This window comes from Pseudomaricurvus hydrocarbonicus (assembly GCF_011602365.1).
Classification (GTDB): Bacteria; Pseudomonadota; Gammaproteobacteria; order Pseudomonadales; family Cellvibrionaceae; genus Pseudomaricurvus; species Pseudomaricurvus hydrocarbonicus.
In genome coordinates this window covers 62,676-79,059 of sequence record NZ_JAAONZ010000014.1, presented here as the reverse complement: position 1 = coordinate 79,059, position 16,384 = coordinate 62,676, and the positions used below count along the sequence as shown (strand labels likewise).

Annotated in this window: 15 protein-coding genes; 3 read left to right on the top strand and 12 right to left on the bottom strand. The window is 52.3% G+C overall.

Annotated elements, in window-relative coordinates; translation table 11 throughout:
• Positions 1 to 22: 22 nt before the first annotated feature.
• The 3 genes from G8770_RS16280 to G8770_RS16270 form a co-directional block, all read right to left on the bottom strand.
• Positions 23 to 307 (bottom strand): hypothetical protein, encoded by a 285-nt coding sequence (locus G8770_RS16280; protein ID WP_167189166.1) that lies wholly within the window; start codon positions 305 to 307, stop codon positions 23 to 25.
• A gap of 100 nt (positions 308 to 407) precedes the next feature.
• On the bottom strand, positions 408 to 1,763 hold the full coding sequence (locus G8770_RS16275) for a DUF1552 domain-containing protein (RefSeq protein ID WP_167189163.1): 1,356 nt from the start codon (positions 1,761 to 1,763) through the stop codon (positions 408 to 410).
• A 19-nt stretch (positions 1,764 to 1,782) separates the two neighbouring features.
• On the bottom strand, positions 1,783 to 3,453 hold the full coding sequence (locus tag G8770_RS16270; protein WP_167189160.1) for a DUF1592 domain-containing protein: 1,671 nt from the start codon (positions 3,451 to 3,453) through the stop codon (positions 1,783 to 1,785).
• A 341-nt stretch (positions 3,454 to 3,794) separates the two neighbouring features.
• On the opposite strand from G8770_RS16270, the gene G8770_RS16265 reads away from it, so the two are divergent.
• Together G8770_RS16265 and G8770_RS16260 are read left to right on the top strand one after the other, a co-directional pair.
• Positions 3,795 to 4,079 carry a high-potential iron-sulfur protein gene (locus G8770_RS16265; protein WP_167189157.1) on the top strand — a complete coding sequence of 95 codons (285 nt, stop codon included), beginning with the start codon at positions 3,795 to 3,797 and terminating at the stop codon, positions 4,077 to 4,079.
• Positions 4,076 to 5,317 carry a c-type cytochrome gene (locus tag G8770_RS16260; protein ID WP_167189154.1) on the top strand — a complete coding sequence of 414 codons (1,242 nt, stop codon included), beginning with the start codon at positions 4,076 to 4,078 and terminating at the stop codon, positions 5,315 to 5,317. Before G8770_RS16265 ends, G8770_RS16260 begins: the two co-directional genes overlap by 4 nt.
• 217 nt (positions 5,318 to 5,534) lie before the next feature.
• Here the strand turns inward: G8770_RS16260 and G8770_RS16255 are convergent, their stop codons facing one another.
• From G8770_RS16255 to G8770_RS16240, 4 genes are all read right to left on the bottom strand, one after another.
• A complete protein-coding gene (locus G8770_RS16255) occupies positions 5,535 to 6,356 on the bottom strand; it encodes an SDR family NAD(P)-dependent oxidoreductase (protein ID WP_208022315.1) in 822 nt (273 codons plus the stop codon).
• 147 nt (positions 6,357 to 6,503) lie between these two features.
• Positions 6,504 to 7,658, bottom strand: coding sequence for an FAS1-like dehydratase domain-containing protein (locus G8770_RS16250; protein ID WP_208022314.1), 1,155 nt, complete (start codon positions 7,656 to 7,658; stop codon positions 6,504 to 6,506).
• A gap of 125 nt (positions 7,659 to 7,783) precedes the next feature.
• Positions 7,784 to 9,061: a cytochrome P450 gene (locus tag G8770_RS16245; protein ID WP_167189151.1), complete on the bottom strand. Its 1,278-nt coding sequence runs from the start codon at positions 9,059 to 9,061 to the stop codon at positions 7,784 to 7,786.
• Between the two features lie 53 nt (positions 9,062 to 9,114).
• Positions 9,115 to 9,474 (bottom strand): 2Fe-2S iron-sulfur cluster-binding protein, encoded by a 360-nt coding sequence (locus tag G8770_RS16240; protein ID WP_208022313.1) that lies wholly within the window; start codon positions 9,472 to 9,474, stop codon positions 9,115 to 9,117.
• Between the two features lie 174 nt (positions 9,475 to 9,648).
• Between G8770_RS16240 and G8770_RS16235 the strand changes: the two genes are divergently transcribed.
• Positions 9,649 to 10,065 carry a TetR/AcrR family transcriptional regulator gene (locus tag G8770_RS16235; RefSeq protein ID WP_167189148.1) on the top strand — a complete coding sequence of 139 codons (417 nt, stop codon included), beginning with the start codon at positions 9,649 to 9,651 and terminating at the stop codon, positions 10,063 to 10,065.
• A gap of 791 nt (positions 10,066 to 10,856) precedes the next feature.
• Here G8770_RS16235 and G8770_RS16230 read toward each other — a convergent pair.
• From G8770_RS16230 to G8770_RS16210, 5 genes are all read right to left on the bottom strand, one after another.
• Entirely contained in the window at positions 10,857 to 11,528 is a 672-nt protein-coding gene (locus tag G8770_RS16230) for a Kelch repeat-containing protein (RefSeq protein ID WP_167189146.1), read from the bottom strand.
• A complete protein-coding gene (locus G8770_RS16225) occupies positions 11,491 to 11,832 on the bottom strand; it encodes a Kelch repeat-containing protein (RefSeq protein WP_167189143.1) in 342 nt (113 codons plus the stop codon). The genes G8770_RS16230 and G8770_RS16225 overlap by 38 nt, the downstream gene beginning before the upstream one ends.
• Before the next feature lie 213 nt (positions 11,833 to 12,045).
• Positions 12,046 to 12,792: an SDR family NAD(P)-dependent oxidoreductase gene (locus tag G8770_RS16220; protein ID WP_167189140.1), complete on the bottom strand. Its 747-nt coding sequence runs from the start codon at positions 12,790 to 12,792 to the stop codon at positions 12,046 to 12,048.
• A gap of 59 nt (positions 12,793 to 12,851) precedes the next feature.
• Positions 12,852 to 15,221, bottom strand: coding sequence for a TonB-dependent receptor (locus G8770_RS16215; RefSeq protein WP_167189137.1), 2,370 nt, complete (start codon positions 15,219 to 15,221; stop codon positions 12,852 to 12,854).
• Positions 15,222 to 15,351: 130 nt separating this feature from the next.
• Positions 15,352 to 16,365 carry a ThuA domain-containing protein gene (locus tag G8770_RS16210; protein ID WP_167189134.1) on the bottom strand — a complete coding sequence of 338 codons (1,014 nt, stop codon included), beginning with the start codon at positions 16,363 to 16,365 and terminating at the stop codon, positions 15,352 to 15,354.
• Between the last annotated feature and the right edge of the window lie 19 nt (positions 16,366 to 16,384).

The following is a 16,384-nucleotide window of genomic DNA, read 5'->3' as shown; positions in this document are numbered from 1 at the left end:
AGTGTTTGCCAGTTATAAATGATTATTGATCAGACAGCTCAGACAGCTCACTGTCGATTTTCTCAAGCACCTCGGCAGTCACCATATCCGGTGCGAAAGACTGCAGACTGACCAGTGTCAGGGCACGGGTCATAGACACCTGATCGTTAGTGGTAAATCCCGGCATGTGCTTTTCCAGAATGGCGGCAGCCGCAGGATCATCTAACAGAGTTCCGATATCCGTATCGGCGGTTGAGTAATCCGCTGCGAAGACAGCAACAGACATGAGTGAAAAAGCAAATGCAAAAGCTTTGAGAATGTGACGCATAAATAAGTCCTCTTTGGGTAACACGCTGTATGGAAATTACTATCTTGGTCTTGTGTGCTTTACAGAATTGACTGGTGAATAAATCCTCCTTTGTCAGACATTAAGTTTCTATTAATTCGTCGATGGCTTTTGTGGTCTGCATGGCTTCGGTGCCCCAGCTGCTCACCGGCATACCCAGCACCTGTTGAATGGTCAGTCCAACCCTCGAACTGGGATCCCCCTGGCCGGCAATGTGCCGACCGGAGCGCAGTTTCCCGTTGGCCCGACCGGCCACCATAATGGGCAGCGAATCGATTGAGTGGACCTTGGCAGAGTTGGTGTCTGAAGTGGCCAGGATCAGGCTGTGGTCCAGCAGGGTGCCATCACCCTCCTTCACAGAATCCATCAGGTCGAGGAAGGCAGCAAATTCGTTCATGCAGCCCTCAATGAAAAACGCGGCTTCCGGCTGGTAACCCAGCTTGGGATCCACCGGGTCCACATGAGTCAGGTTGTGATGGGCCATACTGGCACCCGGTTTACGCAAATTGGAGGTGGCGCTGGTGAACGCGAGGTTAAATACCTGGGTCTGATTACAGGCCAGCGCATGCACCAGCAGTTTTCCCAACACCCGATGATTGGCGACCGCGGTATCCCAGACTGGCCCCAACTCGCTCTTGCGAGGCTGGCGGGGCAGCTCACAGGCCTCCAGGGGCTCCGGCTTCTGCAACATCAAGGCAAGCTGCTCCTCCATCTCCCGGACATTGGTGAAATACTGATCGACCCTGGCACGATCCTCCGCACCCACAGTGCGGATGAGCTTCTGCCGCTCGTCCTTAATGGAAGAGAGCACACTCTGGCGTAGCATAATCTCCGGATCGGGCTGGAAGTCGGCGGAGTTGGGGTCCTGGAACTCCGGGCCAAACAACCGCTTGTACAAGCGTACGGGATCCACTTCACTGGGGTTCACTGTCGATCCCTTGCGCATGCTGTAGCTAACTTTGGGATCGCCGGTGCAGGCAATTTCCAGTGACCGGAAGCGGGTCTTTGAGCCAAAGGCATCCGCCACCAGACAATCAATGGTCGGCGCGTCCGCGTTACCGTAACCAACGCCACCTTCCGTGGGCGCTGTACCACTCAAGGTCGCCATGGCGCCGGACCAATGCATGAAGTCCGGCTTGCCACCCAGCACGCAGTTGAAGCCCGACAGCACTGAGACCTTGTCCTGATGCGCCTTGATGGCTTTCAGCTCAGCCTTGAGGTCGTAGCCGGGCCCCAGGTTATCGGGTATCCAGCGGTCCGCATTGATACCACAACCCCAGAACCAAGTGCCGAAGCGCGTGGGCAGCGGCGCGCCCGACGCCAACGCCAGGCCATTGTCATTGAGGAAAAGATCCAGCATCGGCAGTGCCACTGTCACGGCCGAACCACGCAACATCCCTTTCAGAACCTGACGCCGGCTCCACTTTCTAGAAATCATTTTGGTTCTCCTCCGCCGATTAGTGGGTTGACAACGCAACGTCATTTGTCGACGACACAGCAACACGCCGGAAGGCATCGCTGGTAGCTATGGTTCTCAGCAGCGGCCCTAAACGGTACTGCTGCTTGGCAAATTGCGTCCGCAAATAACGCATCCAGTCTCTCTCCCCGGCCACCAGCGGCCGACCCACCCCATACTCATAAGCGCGCGTGGTCAGGCAGTCCGTGACGGATGCGCTTTGGCCTAGCAACTGTTGCAGCTCGATGGCATTGCTGTAGTTGTGGCCTTCAAACTCTCCAGCTGCATCGATAACTGCGCCATTTTCCGTAGTCCGGTATTTGCCAATGGCATCGTAATTCTCCAACGCCAGGCCAATCGGATCGGTAATCGCGTGGCACCCCGCGCAAGTCGGCACTTCGGCATGAACTTTTAAGCGGTCCCGAGCGGTTTTGAACTCCTGGTTATTGGTATCCTGTACCAGTTTGAAATCCACAGCCGGGGGCGGCGGCGGTACATGCTGGCACAGATAGAGTTCACGGATGCTCTTGCCGCGTATCGTTGGCGAGGTACGCCCCTCATGGGTGGGATCCAGCATTAAAAATGCAGCCAGCGAGAAGAGGCCTGCGCGCTGGTCGTCGTCGGCGAAGGTGTAGGTATCCCAGTCCGTCACGGCTTGCTCAGAGGCCGGGATGCCATACAGCGCGCTCAAGCGGCGATTGACGAAGGTGGTTTTGCTGGTAAACAACTCGCGGTAGCTCCCGTCACGGGTAACCATAAGATCCAGAATGGTTCGTAGACTCTGCTCTTTGGCATCTTCGGCCAGCCCGGAGGAATACATCGGGAAGATGGCCTGCTCTTTGGTCAAACCGTTAAATTGTTCATAGCCAAACATGTCGGAGAAAAAGGCGCGCACGCCCTGCACATACTTGTCCGACGTCATCATCCGGCTGACCTGGGCCTGCAGCAGGTCGCCATCACGCAGATCCCCGCGTTCCGCAGCGGCGAGAAGCTCTTCATCCGGAGGCGCATCCCACAGCAGAAAACTCAATCGTGTGGCCAGTGAATAATCGTCGATAAAAGCGACTCCCTCGACCACCGAGTCCGAATCGATCTCCTCAACACGAAACAGAAAATTGGGTGACACCAGCAACCGGGAGATGCCCGCCTCAATACCTTTGGTGAAACTGCCACTCAGTACGGTGGAATCCTGCACTACGGCCAACAACGAATCCAGCTCGCCACTGCTCAGCGGGCGTCGGTAGAGCAATTTACCGTATTTCTCGAAAAAAGCCGCGGCACATGCCTGGCTGAAATCACTGTCCACAGGCTCGTCGCAAGTTAAAAAGGAGGTTCGGCGGTCTTCATCCATCACCTGCGCAGCAATTTCCCTGGCCCGGAGCTCCGCCTGCTCAAAACCAGAGCGGGAGACGACCACTCGGCTGTTGCCGACCGCAAGCAGGCCCTCTTCCCGACGCGGAGGATCAAAGCGGCCGGGCACATCAATAGAGTGACCGAAGATCTCCCGCACTGAGCGGGTAATCTGCGCCTCACTCAGGCGGCGGAAGGTGATGGTACCGCCTGTAGTCTCCGGCTCGCGCTCGCCACCCAGAATCAGTATCGCCAGAGCAAAAACCGCCCCGACCGCCAGCACACCACATACAGGAACCAGTACACGCTGCCAATTGTTCATCGCCACTCTCACCACCAGCTGTTCTTATTGATTATCGCTGTTCTAAAAACAGAGCCATTCGCTCTGCTCCGAACTTCTTAAATATGGCTGCCCGTTTCTGCTACGCCATCAATTAAGTAGTTGCATTTTTTTCACACCACCATATCCTAACCTTACACACAGTAAAGTCAACAACCTTTGTGTACTCCAAATATACTTTATGTAACATGAACCTAAATCAAACAAGGTCAAGCTACAAGTCGCAGCCGTGACAGGCTGCTTGAAGGAAGGCGCAGGACAAATTTCTCAGCACAGAAACCGGAGACGATATGGATCGAATAAAGATAACAAGACGTTGTTTTATGGCACAAACGATAACCACTGCGGCAGGCTTCGTGCTGATTGCCACTGGGTGCACTGACAAAGCCACGACCCAGGGATGCTATGACCCCGAGCAACTGAGCAACGCACAAATGAATCTGCGCGCGTCCCTGAACTACACCGACCTCTCAACGAGCACCAGCGCTTGTCGCGGCTGCAGCTACTTTACTCAGGGGTCACAGACCGCGGATTGCGGCAACTGCGCCATCTTCAATGGGTCCGTGAGCGCCAAAGGCCACTGCTCGTCCTGGAGCCCCAAAGCGTGAAACAGATCATCCGCCAATCGCTCCAGCGTGTTTCCATGAGCGCACTTTTGTGTGTGGCCACCGGCCCCGTCCTCGCCGACTCATCTGCAGATCAAATAGCCGCAGGACAATACATTGCCATCGCGGCCAACTGCGCAAGCTGTCACACGGCTGATGCGCGCGCGCCTTTCGCTGGCGGGGTTGCCTTTGAGACAGCCTTTGGGACCATTTACTCACCGAACATTACACCTGACCCGAAAACCGGTATAGGTTCATGGTCCGCCACACAATTCCGGGACGCGCTAAAACAGGGGCTGCGGGCAGACGGTGAGCACTTGTACCCGGTGTTTCCCTACACTTCCTACAGCCAAATGTCGGATACGGACATTGATGCGCTGTATGCGTACCTGATGAGTATTCAACCCGTTAGCGCAACCAATTCAGAAAACCATTTGGCCTTTCCCTTTAACCAGCGTTGGTTGATGGCGCTGTGGAAACTGATGTTTTTCAAAACCGACCCACTCGCCGCCCCTGAAGATCAATCGGAGGCCTGGCAACGCGGACGCTACCTAGTGACCGCTCTGGGGCACTGTGGCGAATGTCATTCACCGCGCAATGCGCTCGGTGCAACCTTGGCAGACCATGCACTGACGGGCGGCTCCTACCTGGATCAAATTCCCGGCGGACAAACCCGCCCGTGGTTTGCCGTCAACCTGACCTCTGCGGACGACGGGCTTGGGCAATGGTCCAACGAAGAGTTGCAGCAATACCTGCAGTACGGATTAAACCGTTACGCCACCTCCTTCGGCCCGATGAACAAGGTCATCATGAACAGCACCAGCCAACTCTCGGAGCCCGATCTCACCGCCATGGTCACCTACCTGAAAAGTCTTCCAGCCAAGCCAGCAGACAAGCAGCCGCCGGCCACGAATCAGGTCAGTCTGGCACGAGGCCGCAGTCTGTATGCCGTTCACTGTGCGACCTGCCACCTTCCGACCGGCAAGGGCGATCCGGATACCGGCCCCGCGCTGATTGACAACCCAGTAGTACTGGGTGCCGATCCGTCGTCCCTGATCAATGTGATTCTGTACGGAGCAGAAATCCCATCCACTGCCCTGCCGATACAGCGCACTCCGATGGATCCCTATGAGCACAAACTGGATGACGAACAGGTAGCCGATATCGCCACATATATTCGTAATACATGGGGAAACACCGGCAAACAAGTATCGGTAGATGACGTCCTGAAGCAGCGTTGAGACTAGCATACTACTACGCCCTTAATGCCAGCCCTATTAACTCATCAGCAACCTAAGCACAAATCCAACACACCCCATGCTGATTGCCGAAAGTGACGGACTTATTTTTTGTACTACCGCGCTGAAAGATTCATGAAGCGAGATGAGGAAGAAAAACAGGAGCAGAAGAATGGGCGCTGGTGTCAAACCACACCAGCCCATCCTCCACCCCACAAGATTAGATGGTCTCCCCAGCATCCACCATTAATACGCTCCCTGTCATAAACAAAGACAGATCCGAGGCAGCAAAAAGAGCCACCCGAGCAATATCGTCAGGCACGCCGACCCTTCCCAGCTTGCTGGTAAGCATAGATGGAATATCGACGGCAGCCTGGTCTGAACCAGGCAGGTTTTGCTGGATCATTGCAAGATTGCCTTCAGTGACGACAAACGTTGGCGCAATCGCCAAGACCCGAATATTGTGGGGCGCAAGCTCCAGCGCAGTTTGCCGGGTTAATCCAACCACAGCATGTTTTGACCCCACATAAGCAGTCAGTCCAGGGGCGATCCCACGCACGCCAGCCAATGACGCGATATTGACAATAACTCCTCCACGGCCAGCCTCAACCATGGCTCGCGTGGCCTCGCGAGAGCCAATGAAAGTACCTCGCGCATTGATATCGTTGACACTATCCCATTGCTCATCACTCATTTCCAGAAGGGGCACACTGGGAAAAACACCGGCATTATTGACCCAGATATCAATGCCACCAAAGCTTTCTTTGGCCACGCTAACCGCCGTGATAATGGAGGATCTATCTGCGACATCCATACGAATACCGAGTACCTTCCCAGGCTGGCCAGCGTCAAGGTCGGCCGCCGCCTCTACAGCACGGGCCTCCTCTATATCACCAATCAATACATTGGCACCAGCTTCCGCCAAGCGCTGAGCAATACGCTTGCCGAGCCCCTGACCACCACCTGTCACTACCGCATTGCGACCTTTCAGGGAAACCAGATCCGCAATAGCGTGATTTGAAACGTCTGGAATTGCCATCATTTTATCTCCGCTTAGAACTATTTAGGGAAAGGATCACTGTAATGGTCGATTTCCTTCAACTACAGAAAGCAACACTACACTTCTATGGATCTACAGAAATCTGCCTTACTGGGTTATTAATTCACTAGCGACTGCTTGAAAAAAAACTTACGCGGATAAACTTATTACAGCCTTTCCCGTCGCCACAACAACACCACTCTGATTGGCCAGGGAAAATTTAACATTAACCTCTGAACCTCCATCAGTTCTTGTAACTTTATCCGTGACGGATCCGGTCATCACCGTAATGTCACCCGCAAACGCCGGCCCTCGGTACTGGGTATTGCAGTAGCTCACATAACCATGCTCACCAGCCCAACCCGCCAGATAATCCAGCGCCCAGGCCCCCATGGATGCACCGTACCCGTAGGCTTTAGGCATCCCGATCTGACGGGCGTAACGAGGAAACAAGTGCCCCCTGGAAGGGCCAATATAGGCGCCATCCGTCTGTTCGGGATTCACCTTTTCCCACTCACCATCCATTTCCTTACCATTCATGTCGCCGACCCAACCAAGCTCTACCGGCTTACGCCTGGTCATCGCCCCCCAAAGCGTCATCGTATATGCACGCCACTCTGTCGTCAGGCTAGGAATGGTATGAGGACCTATTACCCGCGTAGGCAACTGTTCGCCGACGCTCACTGAACTGAATGATCGATTGGCGTGCCCAAGATCATGCAGCGCGCTGATGAACTCAAATTTTTTGTCTTCCAGATCAACTAACTCCGCATCGCTCCATACATACTCATCCTGATTCTCACTGGACTGCATTTCGACGGCATAAGCGGGGTTATATCGAATTCCGGTAGAACGCTGGGTTGCGATCCGGTCACCTTCACGGCTGAAGTAGTGGCTGTCGCCCCGTTGAAAACAGGTCGGTCCGGCAAAAGAGGTTTCTTTAACAACATAATCGTATGGGATACGCTCGTTATAAATGCGATCCCCCTCATGGATTCTGGGGCCGTAAAACCACCACTCGTCCCCGCCAAACAGAAGATGTGAATTGGGAATCAAACCAATACACGCAGGTGTTGCGCCGTGCCCATCATCCTGGGTGATGGCAAACGATTGCGGGGCAACGAGGCGGCCTCCAAAACGACTTTCCTGGGCAAAACCCCGATCATAATGCAGCCGATTCGGGTAGTGCATGGCCTGCACCCAGCGGCGAATATCGTTTGCGGCGACCGGCTCCAGTGGGAGTGAGTCTTCCAGTCGTTTACCCATGTAGCGATCAAGATCGGATGTATCAAGAGTTCTTTTCATTATAGTTATCCTGATGTAGACGAAATTTAACCTGTAGGAGGCTGTCTATACTTAATGCCTACCAACCCGGACTATGCCCTGCCTGACTAACTCCGGGTTCCAGACTTTCTACAGCAATGAATCCATCAGGCTTTAAATTCGACTTGCAGGGTGTCCAGACCACGAATAATAAAAGACGGTTCAAACTTATACTTTCGACTTCCTACCTTGCCATGTACGGCCTCGTTGAAACCAATCTCCGAGGTATGGTCAAAAAACGCATTGATAATCTCAATCACCTCAGCCCGGGCTAACGGTGCGCCTGCGCAGGTATGCACACCACGTCCAAAAGCGAGATGCTCGCGGATTCTAGGGCGCTTCAGCTTAAACTCGTTGGCGTCCTCGCCCCATTTCACGGGGTCCCGGTTAATGGCCGCAATTGCCAATCCGACGCGTGTCCCGGCAGGGATATCCATATCGCCAATTTTGGTGTCCCGCACAGCCAATCGCGCTGTAATTTTAGAGGACCCTTCGAGGCGCAAAACCTCTTCAATCATCCATGGAATCAGATCCCGATCGTCACGTAATTGTTGTTGTAATCCAGGAATGTCAACAATGTAACGCATGGCATTTCCCAACAGTTTTGCACTGGTATCCTGACCCGCGGCAAACAGGAATGCTGACAAACCAACCAGCTCGGAAAGATCAGGCTTTGTTCCGTCTGGATAGCTGGATTGGGTCAACTCAGTCAGCATGTCACCCGTCGGATTTTTCATCCTGTCCTGAAGATATTCAGCCATAAACTGTGCAATGAAGTTCATAGATGTCATATCGGTTGGCGAATCAGCGTGCTCGATACTCCCCACCGTTTGACCAGCTGCAATCACCTCTTCGAATTTAACCCGGTCTTCGGGCGGAACCCCAAGCAGGCTGGCGATAATCATCGTTACATACGGGGCCGCCACTTCACTGACCAGCTCGCAACTGCCTCTTGCCACAACTCGCTGCACCAGCTCTTGCGCGTAGTCGTGCATAAAAACGTTATTTGCCTTTAATCGGGTGGGGGTAAATACTCGACTGATCAGAGAACGAACCTTGGTGTGATGCTTGCCGTCGTAACAAACCACCATATCGTGCCCAACAAACTTATCCCGTGCTTCATCCAGCTGTTCGCTAATATCACTGCCTTTCGGCTCAAAAGGCAGGGGAAAGGCTGCACTGGCCAGTGAGTTGACGGATGAGAAATCTATGGGGTTTTTCCACACCTCAAGCGCTTCTTCAAATCCGGTTATCAGCAAACAATCGTACTTTTCCAGCCGGCAAATTGGCCCTTGTGACCGCAAGGCATTGAAGTATTCGTAGGGGTCTACGAGGATTTCTGGATCTGTAAAGTAATCACGCTCTGATAATTCTTGTGCTGTCATGGCTGACTCTCCTGATAATGGGTTAGGCCTTATTTCGTGAGGAACAACTATGATTACTCTTCAGGTGCAATAGTGACCCTTAAACCATCATAAGCCTCAGTCAGCCTGATTTGGCAACATAAACGCGAATTTTCCTGTCTGCTTAGTACACCACCCAGCAAAACATCTTCATCTTCATCCATGCCACTCATGACGCTTTCGGGAGCCGCGTCTATGTAGACATGGCAGGTTGCGCAGGCACACACCCCACCGCATAAGGCAAGCATGTCAGGCATCCCTGAATTTGAAATCGCTTGCATTAAAGTCTCACCAGGTTCAATCGTGATGATTTCTTCCTGCCCACTTCGATCTACCACAAAAACGCTCGACATATTATTTAATCCCGGATTAATAGAACGGTTATTCAGCAACATTTTTACCCACTGTCAATGTACGGCAATGGGTGTACAATGCCACTATTGATACACACAGTATCATATGGATAAATTTAATATTGTCAAACTCCTAAGGATATATTTTTTTTATCCTTAAATATCAGTTAGTTATGATTATGGCGAAATACTTATAGTTACTATGAATATCATTTAATGAAATCCCCAAGAAACGGCAATTCGCCCTCCACGAGGACACGAGAAACACGAAAGTCCCTGCGCAACAGCTTACTGACACTGCTTGAAGAAAAGACGTTTGAGCAAATCATCGTGCGAGAAATCACGACCAGAGCTAGCGTGGGTTACGCAACTTTCTTTCGGCACTATAAGGATAAAGACGCCCTACTGAATGACCTAGCTGCACAAGAAATTCACAAACTACTGACCATGACGCTTCCCATTTTATACAGCGTAGATTCAATGGCCTCAGCGCAAGCTCTGTGCTCATTTGTATGGGAGCACCGAAAATTGTGGAAAACTCTTTTAACCGGTGGAGCATCTTCGATAGTAAAAGAGGAATACCTAAGTCAAGCTCTGGGATTGGCCAAAGAACAGGCCCATCCTGACGCCTAGCTACCTGAAGCTTTAGCCATTTCTTTTACCGTCGCAGCAGCGATAGAGACATTAGTTTGGTGGCTAAAGCAGGAAAACCCTGCTGCTTCCCAGCAGGTCGCCGTATACCTCAATCACTTAGCGATCAATCCGGTACTAAACCCGCCTATGGCCTAACGAACTCAGGAAAATAGCACAGCGGATTAACGCTTAGCATTGTGGACATCGCCTTGAAAAAAGATATTGCGGCCGCTTACTGGATGCAAACATTAAGAGCAAATTGACGGTAAGTTTGATCTACATTCCGCCTCAACACACCCATGTGACACCCGCCCAATGCCTGTCGTTAAGCGACCAACATGACGAATCGCTGCCACATCAATCGAAGAGAGCTGTTACGCCACGCACTGCGTCTTTTGGTTCCAAGGCAGCTGCCAGTTTCTCAACCCTTACATAGCCCTACCGATGCGAGCGGATTGCAAAGCAATGATTGAATCTGTAAGCAGGAATATGATCATGCAAAAAGAGGGATCTGCGCATCCGTGTTTAGAAAACACGATATGAGAACAACTCGCCTGAGTCGCGATCCTATGACTCCAATGCTGAATGGGTGAAACCAAGCACACAAGACTCTAAATCCATTCTACACTGATAGAGCGGCGATGACATCTTGACGCTGCCCGAATCCATCACTGACGAATACGGCCATGTCAGCAAGTGCGGCTACTATGTAGCCAGGCTGTGAGGCCGTGAATGATAGGCGTATCCAAGGATATGCCTATCGTTGTTGAAATAAAAATAGGCGTTTCTGCCTAATTGAAATTTAGCTGAATAGCTTCCAGCTTCGCACTTGTGCCATTGGTGGCAATTCCGGTGGCTCCACCAATCGCATAGGCACACCCACCATAAGCCACAGCTCCCAGGCCGTGGCGGGGTGTCAACATCGGCTGCTCCGTAAACCAGCGGTCTTTACTGGGCTCATAGCGCCACGCCTCAGCGTAGACCCGCACTCCGTCGGCCCCAAAGTGCTCGCCACCGAACACCATCAACTGATTATCGATGACCGTAGCAGCCAATCCACCCTGTGCTTGCGGCATAGGTGTGGCCGTGCGCCAGCGCTCCTCCTTCACGTCATAGACTTCAAGAGTATCGAGATTCACACCAGTATCTGACCGTCCACCAGCCACATATAGGTCGCCGTTTAAGACACCACCAGCCGCACTGTTCCTTGCTGTAGGCGCTGGCGCAGCCTGAAACCAGTGCCCGGCACTCGTATCCAGTATCAGGTGCCGGTCACTGCTGCGATGATCAAACCAACCGGTATTTCGCTCAGCTTTCGGGGTGCGCCCTCCGATCACGTGAATTGTATCGTCCACTAGCAGACTGACCGACTCTCCGTGAACCTCAGGTGCCTCGGTCAATAGCGACCAGCTGTCACTGGCGATCTCATACCGCCAGCTCTGCCCGGTCATGATCCAAGCCATTGTTGCCCTCCTGACGAAATCCACCCAGAGCATAGATAGCATCGTTTACCGTCACCAGCTGCAGGTGATGGCGCGCCTCTGGTAATGGTGCCAACTCTGTCCATCGGTCATCAGCAATACTGTATCGGACATGCCTCTCTGTAGCTGCGGTTTTGCCATTGATGCTTGCCAGACCTCCCGCCACATAAATACAGCCCTTATGCAGGGCGGGATAGATTTCCTGCACCGGATACGGCAGGTCAGACAACACTTGCCAGCCTGGCTCCACAAGCACTGCACCATAGCCGTGCCTCGTCAATGACATAGACACAATCGTTAGCGAGGTTGATTTCAAAAAGTTACGACGCTTCATCAGCCCGTATCTCCACTGAAGCTAAATAGTCAGCCAAGGGAAGCTTTAGCCAACACTATGACTGACGGCAATGACCAGGCGACACGAGCAAGTAACCGCTCATCCCCTGGGAACTCCCAGTGAATCCGGATTGCAACTAGCAGGCTGTTGAAACGCCACGGTCTGCTAGATGTACATCCCGCCGTTCACCCCGATCACTTGTCCAGTGATGTAACTGGCTTCGTCCGAAGCGAGGAAGACACAGGTTCCTGCGATGTCTTCAGGTTGTCCGGCGCGGGGAATGGGGATCATCGGTATGATGGCTTCGAGTGGAAATTGGCCCGCGTCCATCGCGCGGTGCATCTGCGGAGTTTCGCAGACTGACGGGGCGACTGTGTTGACAGTAATTCCCTTGGCCGCCAGCTCGCGCGCTAATCCTTTGGTCAGGCTGATGACGCCACCCTTAGACGCCGAGTAGTGCGCCATGTGCATTCCGCCTGATTGCCCTGCGTGTGAAGAGATCGTTACGATCCGGCCCCAGCTCGCCTCCAGCATATCTGGCGTTGCAGCCTGAATGGTGTGGAACACACCGGTAAGGTTAATATCCATTACCTGCTGCCACTGTGCATGAGTCATATCGGTAAACGGAACCATCGGTGCGATCCCGGCATTGGGAACGACAATCGTGATCGGACCCAGCTCCTTGCGGATTGCAGCATATGCGTCATCGATCTCTTCCCTATTACTGACATCGACCTTCTGTGCGAACACGCGCGCGCCCTCCGCGCTTAACTTATCTGTCTCTTGCCGAAGCAATTCATCCTGAACGTCGAGAAGCGCCGTCGGGTGGCCCTTCCGTGCGAAGCTCTGCGCGATGCCAAGGCCGATCCCGCCGGCGGCTCCAGTTACTACTACAACGCGATCTTTACTCATTTCAACCTCCATTTTTAAGGAACATACTGGTTAGCAGACTGTGGGTTTTCAACGACTTATTAGAAGTTGTACTTCAGGTTGACGCCCATCTCCTGAGGTGCGTTGAGCGTAACCTGACGATAGTCTGAGACCGCTGCCGGGACGCCAGTGAAATTTTGGCTTCCAGGCGTGCGATCGCGGGAAGTGACAACCTCCTTATCCAGTACATTCTTCACAAACAGCATCACCTCCCAACGCCCATTGCCATCCTTGAGGCCTGCGTACACATTCAGGATATCGTAGGCGCCGACGTCGTCGAGCGGATTGGACGGGTCATTTTCGGATTCGTCGTAGAAGGTCCAGAGCCCGCGCACATAGCCATCCATTCCAACCACGGGGAAAAGATACTCAGAACTCAGCGTCGCCGTCCACAAGGGCGCATAATCAGTTCGCTCCGACGTTTTGCACGTTGTCAGATTGTCGCTGCCCGCCGCCGCCTGAACATCACTGAGTGTAGGAACTGTACCGCTAGTGTCAGGAATGCCGTCCTGCGGCAGGTAATCGTTACAGGCCGCATAGGCATCTTGCACCTCGCCCTTCGAGTAACTCAACATAATGCCCGTACTCAGACTATCGGTGGGGAGCCAGATGGTCTCCAATTCGAAGCCATTAACTTCGACCGGAACCGGAGAGACGAAATTAAACCGCCCCACTTTCGGATTGCCAGATGCATCAAACTCCTGAAAGTACACCCCTGCTGAATTTCGCAACGGATAGTCGTCGAAGGTCTGGTGGTAGGCTGCGATGTTCAGCCTTAACTTTTCATTCAGCAAGGTCGATTTAAAACCAACCTCAAAGGACTCCGATGTCTCGGGCGGTAGTAGCAGGAAACTTTTTTCCAGATCTGACTGCATCGTACTGAGGTTTCCAATAGCATTGGCACCATAGCGCCAGGACGTTCCCCACGAGGTGTATACCATCAGCGATTCGCTGAAATTGTGTTTGAAACTCGCGGTGTAAACGGTTTCATCTTCACTGCGTTTACCATCAGTCAGGATTGTCCCAAGATTGGTAATCGCCAAATAATCGGTTGACTCCCAATCAATCTGGCGAGCACCCACCGAGACCTCGGTATCCTCCGTAAAATGATAGGTCAGGTTTACAAAAACCGATTCCTCGTCACTCGGTGAGGGCTTACCATTATTCTGGTTACTGATGTTGGTCAGAAATGTTCCTTCAAACAATCCGGGTAGATAGATAAGCTGCGGGGCTGAATAAGACACATTGGTGTCTGAGTGGCTTTTCAAATACCCAATCACATAATCCAAACGATCAAACAAAGGCTCAATGGATTGCAGTCTTATCTCATGATTGTATCCGTCGGCATCGGTATAAAGGTCTTGATCAACCCGCTGAAAGGCGTCTGGGTAGGATTCATCTACCGCATTGGTCACGTCTATCGGTGTCGTTCTTTCCACCAAATCAGAGTTGTAGGACCCCACGTAATTGAGCTGCGCGTAATCATTGATGTCCCACCTGGCATTAAAGACCGTCATACGCAGGTCTTGTTCTGCAATCTCCGGCGTGTCCTGAATCGAGCGGCGATCACTTGCCTTTATATCAATCGCTGAAACCGGCAGTGACGAATTCTTTAAGTAGGCCGACTCTACCGGGAAAAAAATCTCCCGACCAGGCTGAACTTGCTGGTACATAAGGTCGAATGACAGTGATTCTGTCGGTGTAAATGACAATGAAATCCGGTAACCATCTCCGCGATACTCAGAATCACCATGGCCGAACACACTGGAAACATCGTTAATGTTATTTTCTTCCCAGAAGCCAGCGAAGCGTATAGCCAGTCTGTCTTCGATCAAAGGAATATTTATGGCGGACTGCACATTCTTGCCACTGTTATTGGTGGCCGTGATATCAACATACCCGGAGAAAGCGTCAGATATAGGCGTCACAGTGGTCACGCTAATTGATCCTGAGGGCGATGCTTTGCCCCGCAAAGTACCCTGAGGTCCCCTTAGCACTTCAACACGCTCGATATCGAAGACGTTTTGCATAACGGTTAACTGACCCGCATGCGCTTCATTCATGTAGAACTCCACTGACAGAGGGACATTCGCGAATGAGTCAAATCGGATTCCCCGCATTGAAGCAGCGGGTGAAATGGTATCCTCTTCCATAGTCAGACCTGGCACTACGCTTTGCAGATCCTCCAACTTGCGAATGTTCAAATCCGCAATCTTCTGTCCAGTTACACCGTTAACGGTCAGCGGCACATCCTGAACGCTTTCATCCTTGCGCCGCGCCGAGACAATAATCTCCTCCATCGTCAGTGTTGGTGCCGCCACCGCATAAGTCGGTAGCCCCATATTGACTGCAATAACTGCCATTAAAAGAAGGTGTTGTTTTTGTCTTGCGTATTTATTTTTATTATGCATTTGTATCTCCTTTTTTAGCTCATCAGAGTTATGTATGAAATATCTACCTTCGACCTATAAACCCAACTCCCGAACACTGTAATCGTTTACAAAACATAGCGCACATGTCGCGAACCACACACCAAATTACTTAGTGTCCGGACTCCTTCTTGCGGCATGATTCCAAATTAGACCCGGCTGTCCACTCCAGCGCGTTTTTCAACAACCCCAAATTATTAACAGACTGGTAAGAACTGGGTAAATGGCCTATGCCGGTGTAGAAAGCCCTGCCCTGCCCCACACAACGGGACCAGGCTATTGGATGATCAGGCCCCATTTTAATGTCGATCCCCCCCATCACCGGCTTGTAACTCGACTCATCAATCGTAGCGACTACCTTCGCGCCCGATTTTCTCGGATTCTCGGAGAACGAATACCACTCTTCATTCAGCTTCCAGACCAGGGGCAACCCCTGCGCAATGCCCGTATCAGAGGGCTCCAATTTAATTACGGCATCCTGGTAGTGCGGATTCATGGTGTGGCCAATAAACTGAGCCCCAATCAGATCCTGGACGTACCAATCCCACAGGTAAATAAAATCCCCCCCGGATCCGTGGATCCCAAAATAACCACCGCCATTCTGCACGTAATTCTGAAATGCTTTTCGCTGCGACAACGTCAACACATCGCCACTGACATTGTTCCACACCACAACGTCAAACCTTTTCAGAGTGTCCGGACTGAAAGCACCGCCTCTGTCCGTCACCATCACATTCCAGCCAAGCTCGCCGGCAAGGGATTGTATGGCGGCGGTTGCCGCAGAGGTGGCCTCATTATGATCAAAGCCGTTGACCTTGATAAAAACCAGAATGGATTTTTCACCATCACCCAAGGTGACCTCCGGGCGATCATTGTCGTACCTGGCGCACCGGTTGTGCCGCGCCTCATCAGTGAGCTCGATCCCCGCCAACTGATCATTCAGTGACTGTAATTTTTCCTGACTTAACGGATATCGGACAAGGCCGGATACGCTGTTAAGCGTCGCTATCGCACTCAGCGAAGGCGCTTCGGTTTGCTTGAACATCGGCGGAACCCGCTTGGCCAGATCAGGAACTTCCTGCTCGATAATGGCAACAACTTGAGCATTAGCAAATAAATCCATCATCGGGGTATCCGCCGAATAA

What these genes read in the sequence shown, in the direction of transcription:
- G8770_RS16280 (WP_167189166.1), bottom strand. Translation starts at nt 307, where the DNA reads ATGCGTCACATTCTCAAAGCTTTTGCATTTGCTTTTTCACTCATGTCT.
- G8770_RS16275 (WP_167189163.1), bottom strand. Translation starts at nt 1,763, where the DNA reads ATGATTTCTAGAAAGTGGAGCCGGCGTCAGGTTCTGAAAGGGATGTTG.
- G8770_RS16270 (WP_167189160.1), bottom strand. Translation starts at nt 3,453, where the DNA reads ATGAACAATTGGCAGCGTGTACTGGTTCCTGTATGTGGTGTGCTGGCG.
- G8770_RS16265 (WP_167189157.1), top strand. Translation starts at nt 3,795, where the DNA reads ATGGCACAAACGATAACCACTGCGGCAGGCTTCGTGCTGATTGCCACT.
- G8770_RS16255 (WP_208022315.1), bottom strand. Translation starts at nt 6,356, where the DNA reads ATGATGGCAATTCCAGACGTTTCAAATCACGCTATTGCGGATCTGGTT.
- G8770_RS16250 (WP_208022314.1), bottom strand. Translation starts at nt 7,658, where the DNA reads ATGAAAAGAACTCTTGATACATCCGATCTTGATCGCTACATGGGTAAA.
- G8770_RS16245 (WP_167189151.1), bottom strand. Translation starts at nt 9,061, where the DNA reads ATGACAGCACAAGAATTATCAGAGCGTGATTACTTTACAGATCCAGAA.
- G8770_RS16240 (WP_208022313.1), bottom strand. Translation starts at nt 9,474, where the DNA reads ATGTTGCTGAATAACCGTTCTATTAATCCGGGATTAAATAATATGTCG.
- G8770_RS16235 (WP_167189148.1), top strand. Translation starts at nt 9,649, where the DNA reads ATGAAATCCCCAAGAAACGGCAATTCGCCCTCCACGAGGACACGAGAA.
- G8770_RS16230 (WP_167189146.1), bottom strand. Translation starts at nt 11,528, where the DNA reads ATGGCTTGGATCATGACCGGGCAGAGCTGGCGGTATGAGATCGCCAGT.
- G8770_RS16225 (WP_167189143.1), bottom strand. Translation starts at nt 11,832, where the DNA reads ATGTCATTGACGAGGCACGGCTATGGTGCAGTGCTTGTGGAGCCAGGC.
- G8770_RS16220 (WP_167189140.1), bottom strand. Translation starts at nt 12,792, where the DNA reads ATGAGTAAAGATCGCGTTGTAGTAGTAACTGGAGCCGCCGGCGGGATC.
- G8770_RS16215 (WP_167189137.1), bottom strand. Translation starts at nt 15,221, where the DNA reads ATGCATAATAAAAATAAATACGCAAGACAAAAACAACACCTTCTTTTA.
- G8770_RS16210 (WP_167189134.1), bottom strand. Translation starts at nt 16,365, where the DNA reads ATGATGGATTTATTTGCTAATGCTCAAGTTGTTGCCATTATCGAGCAG.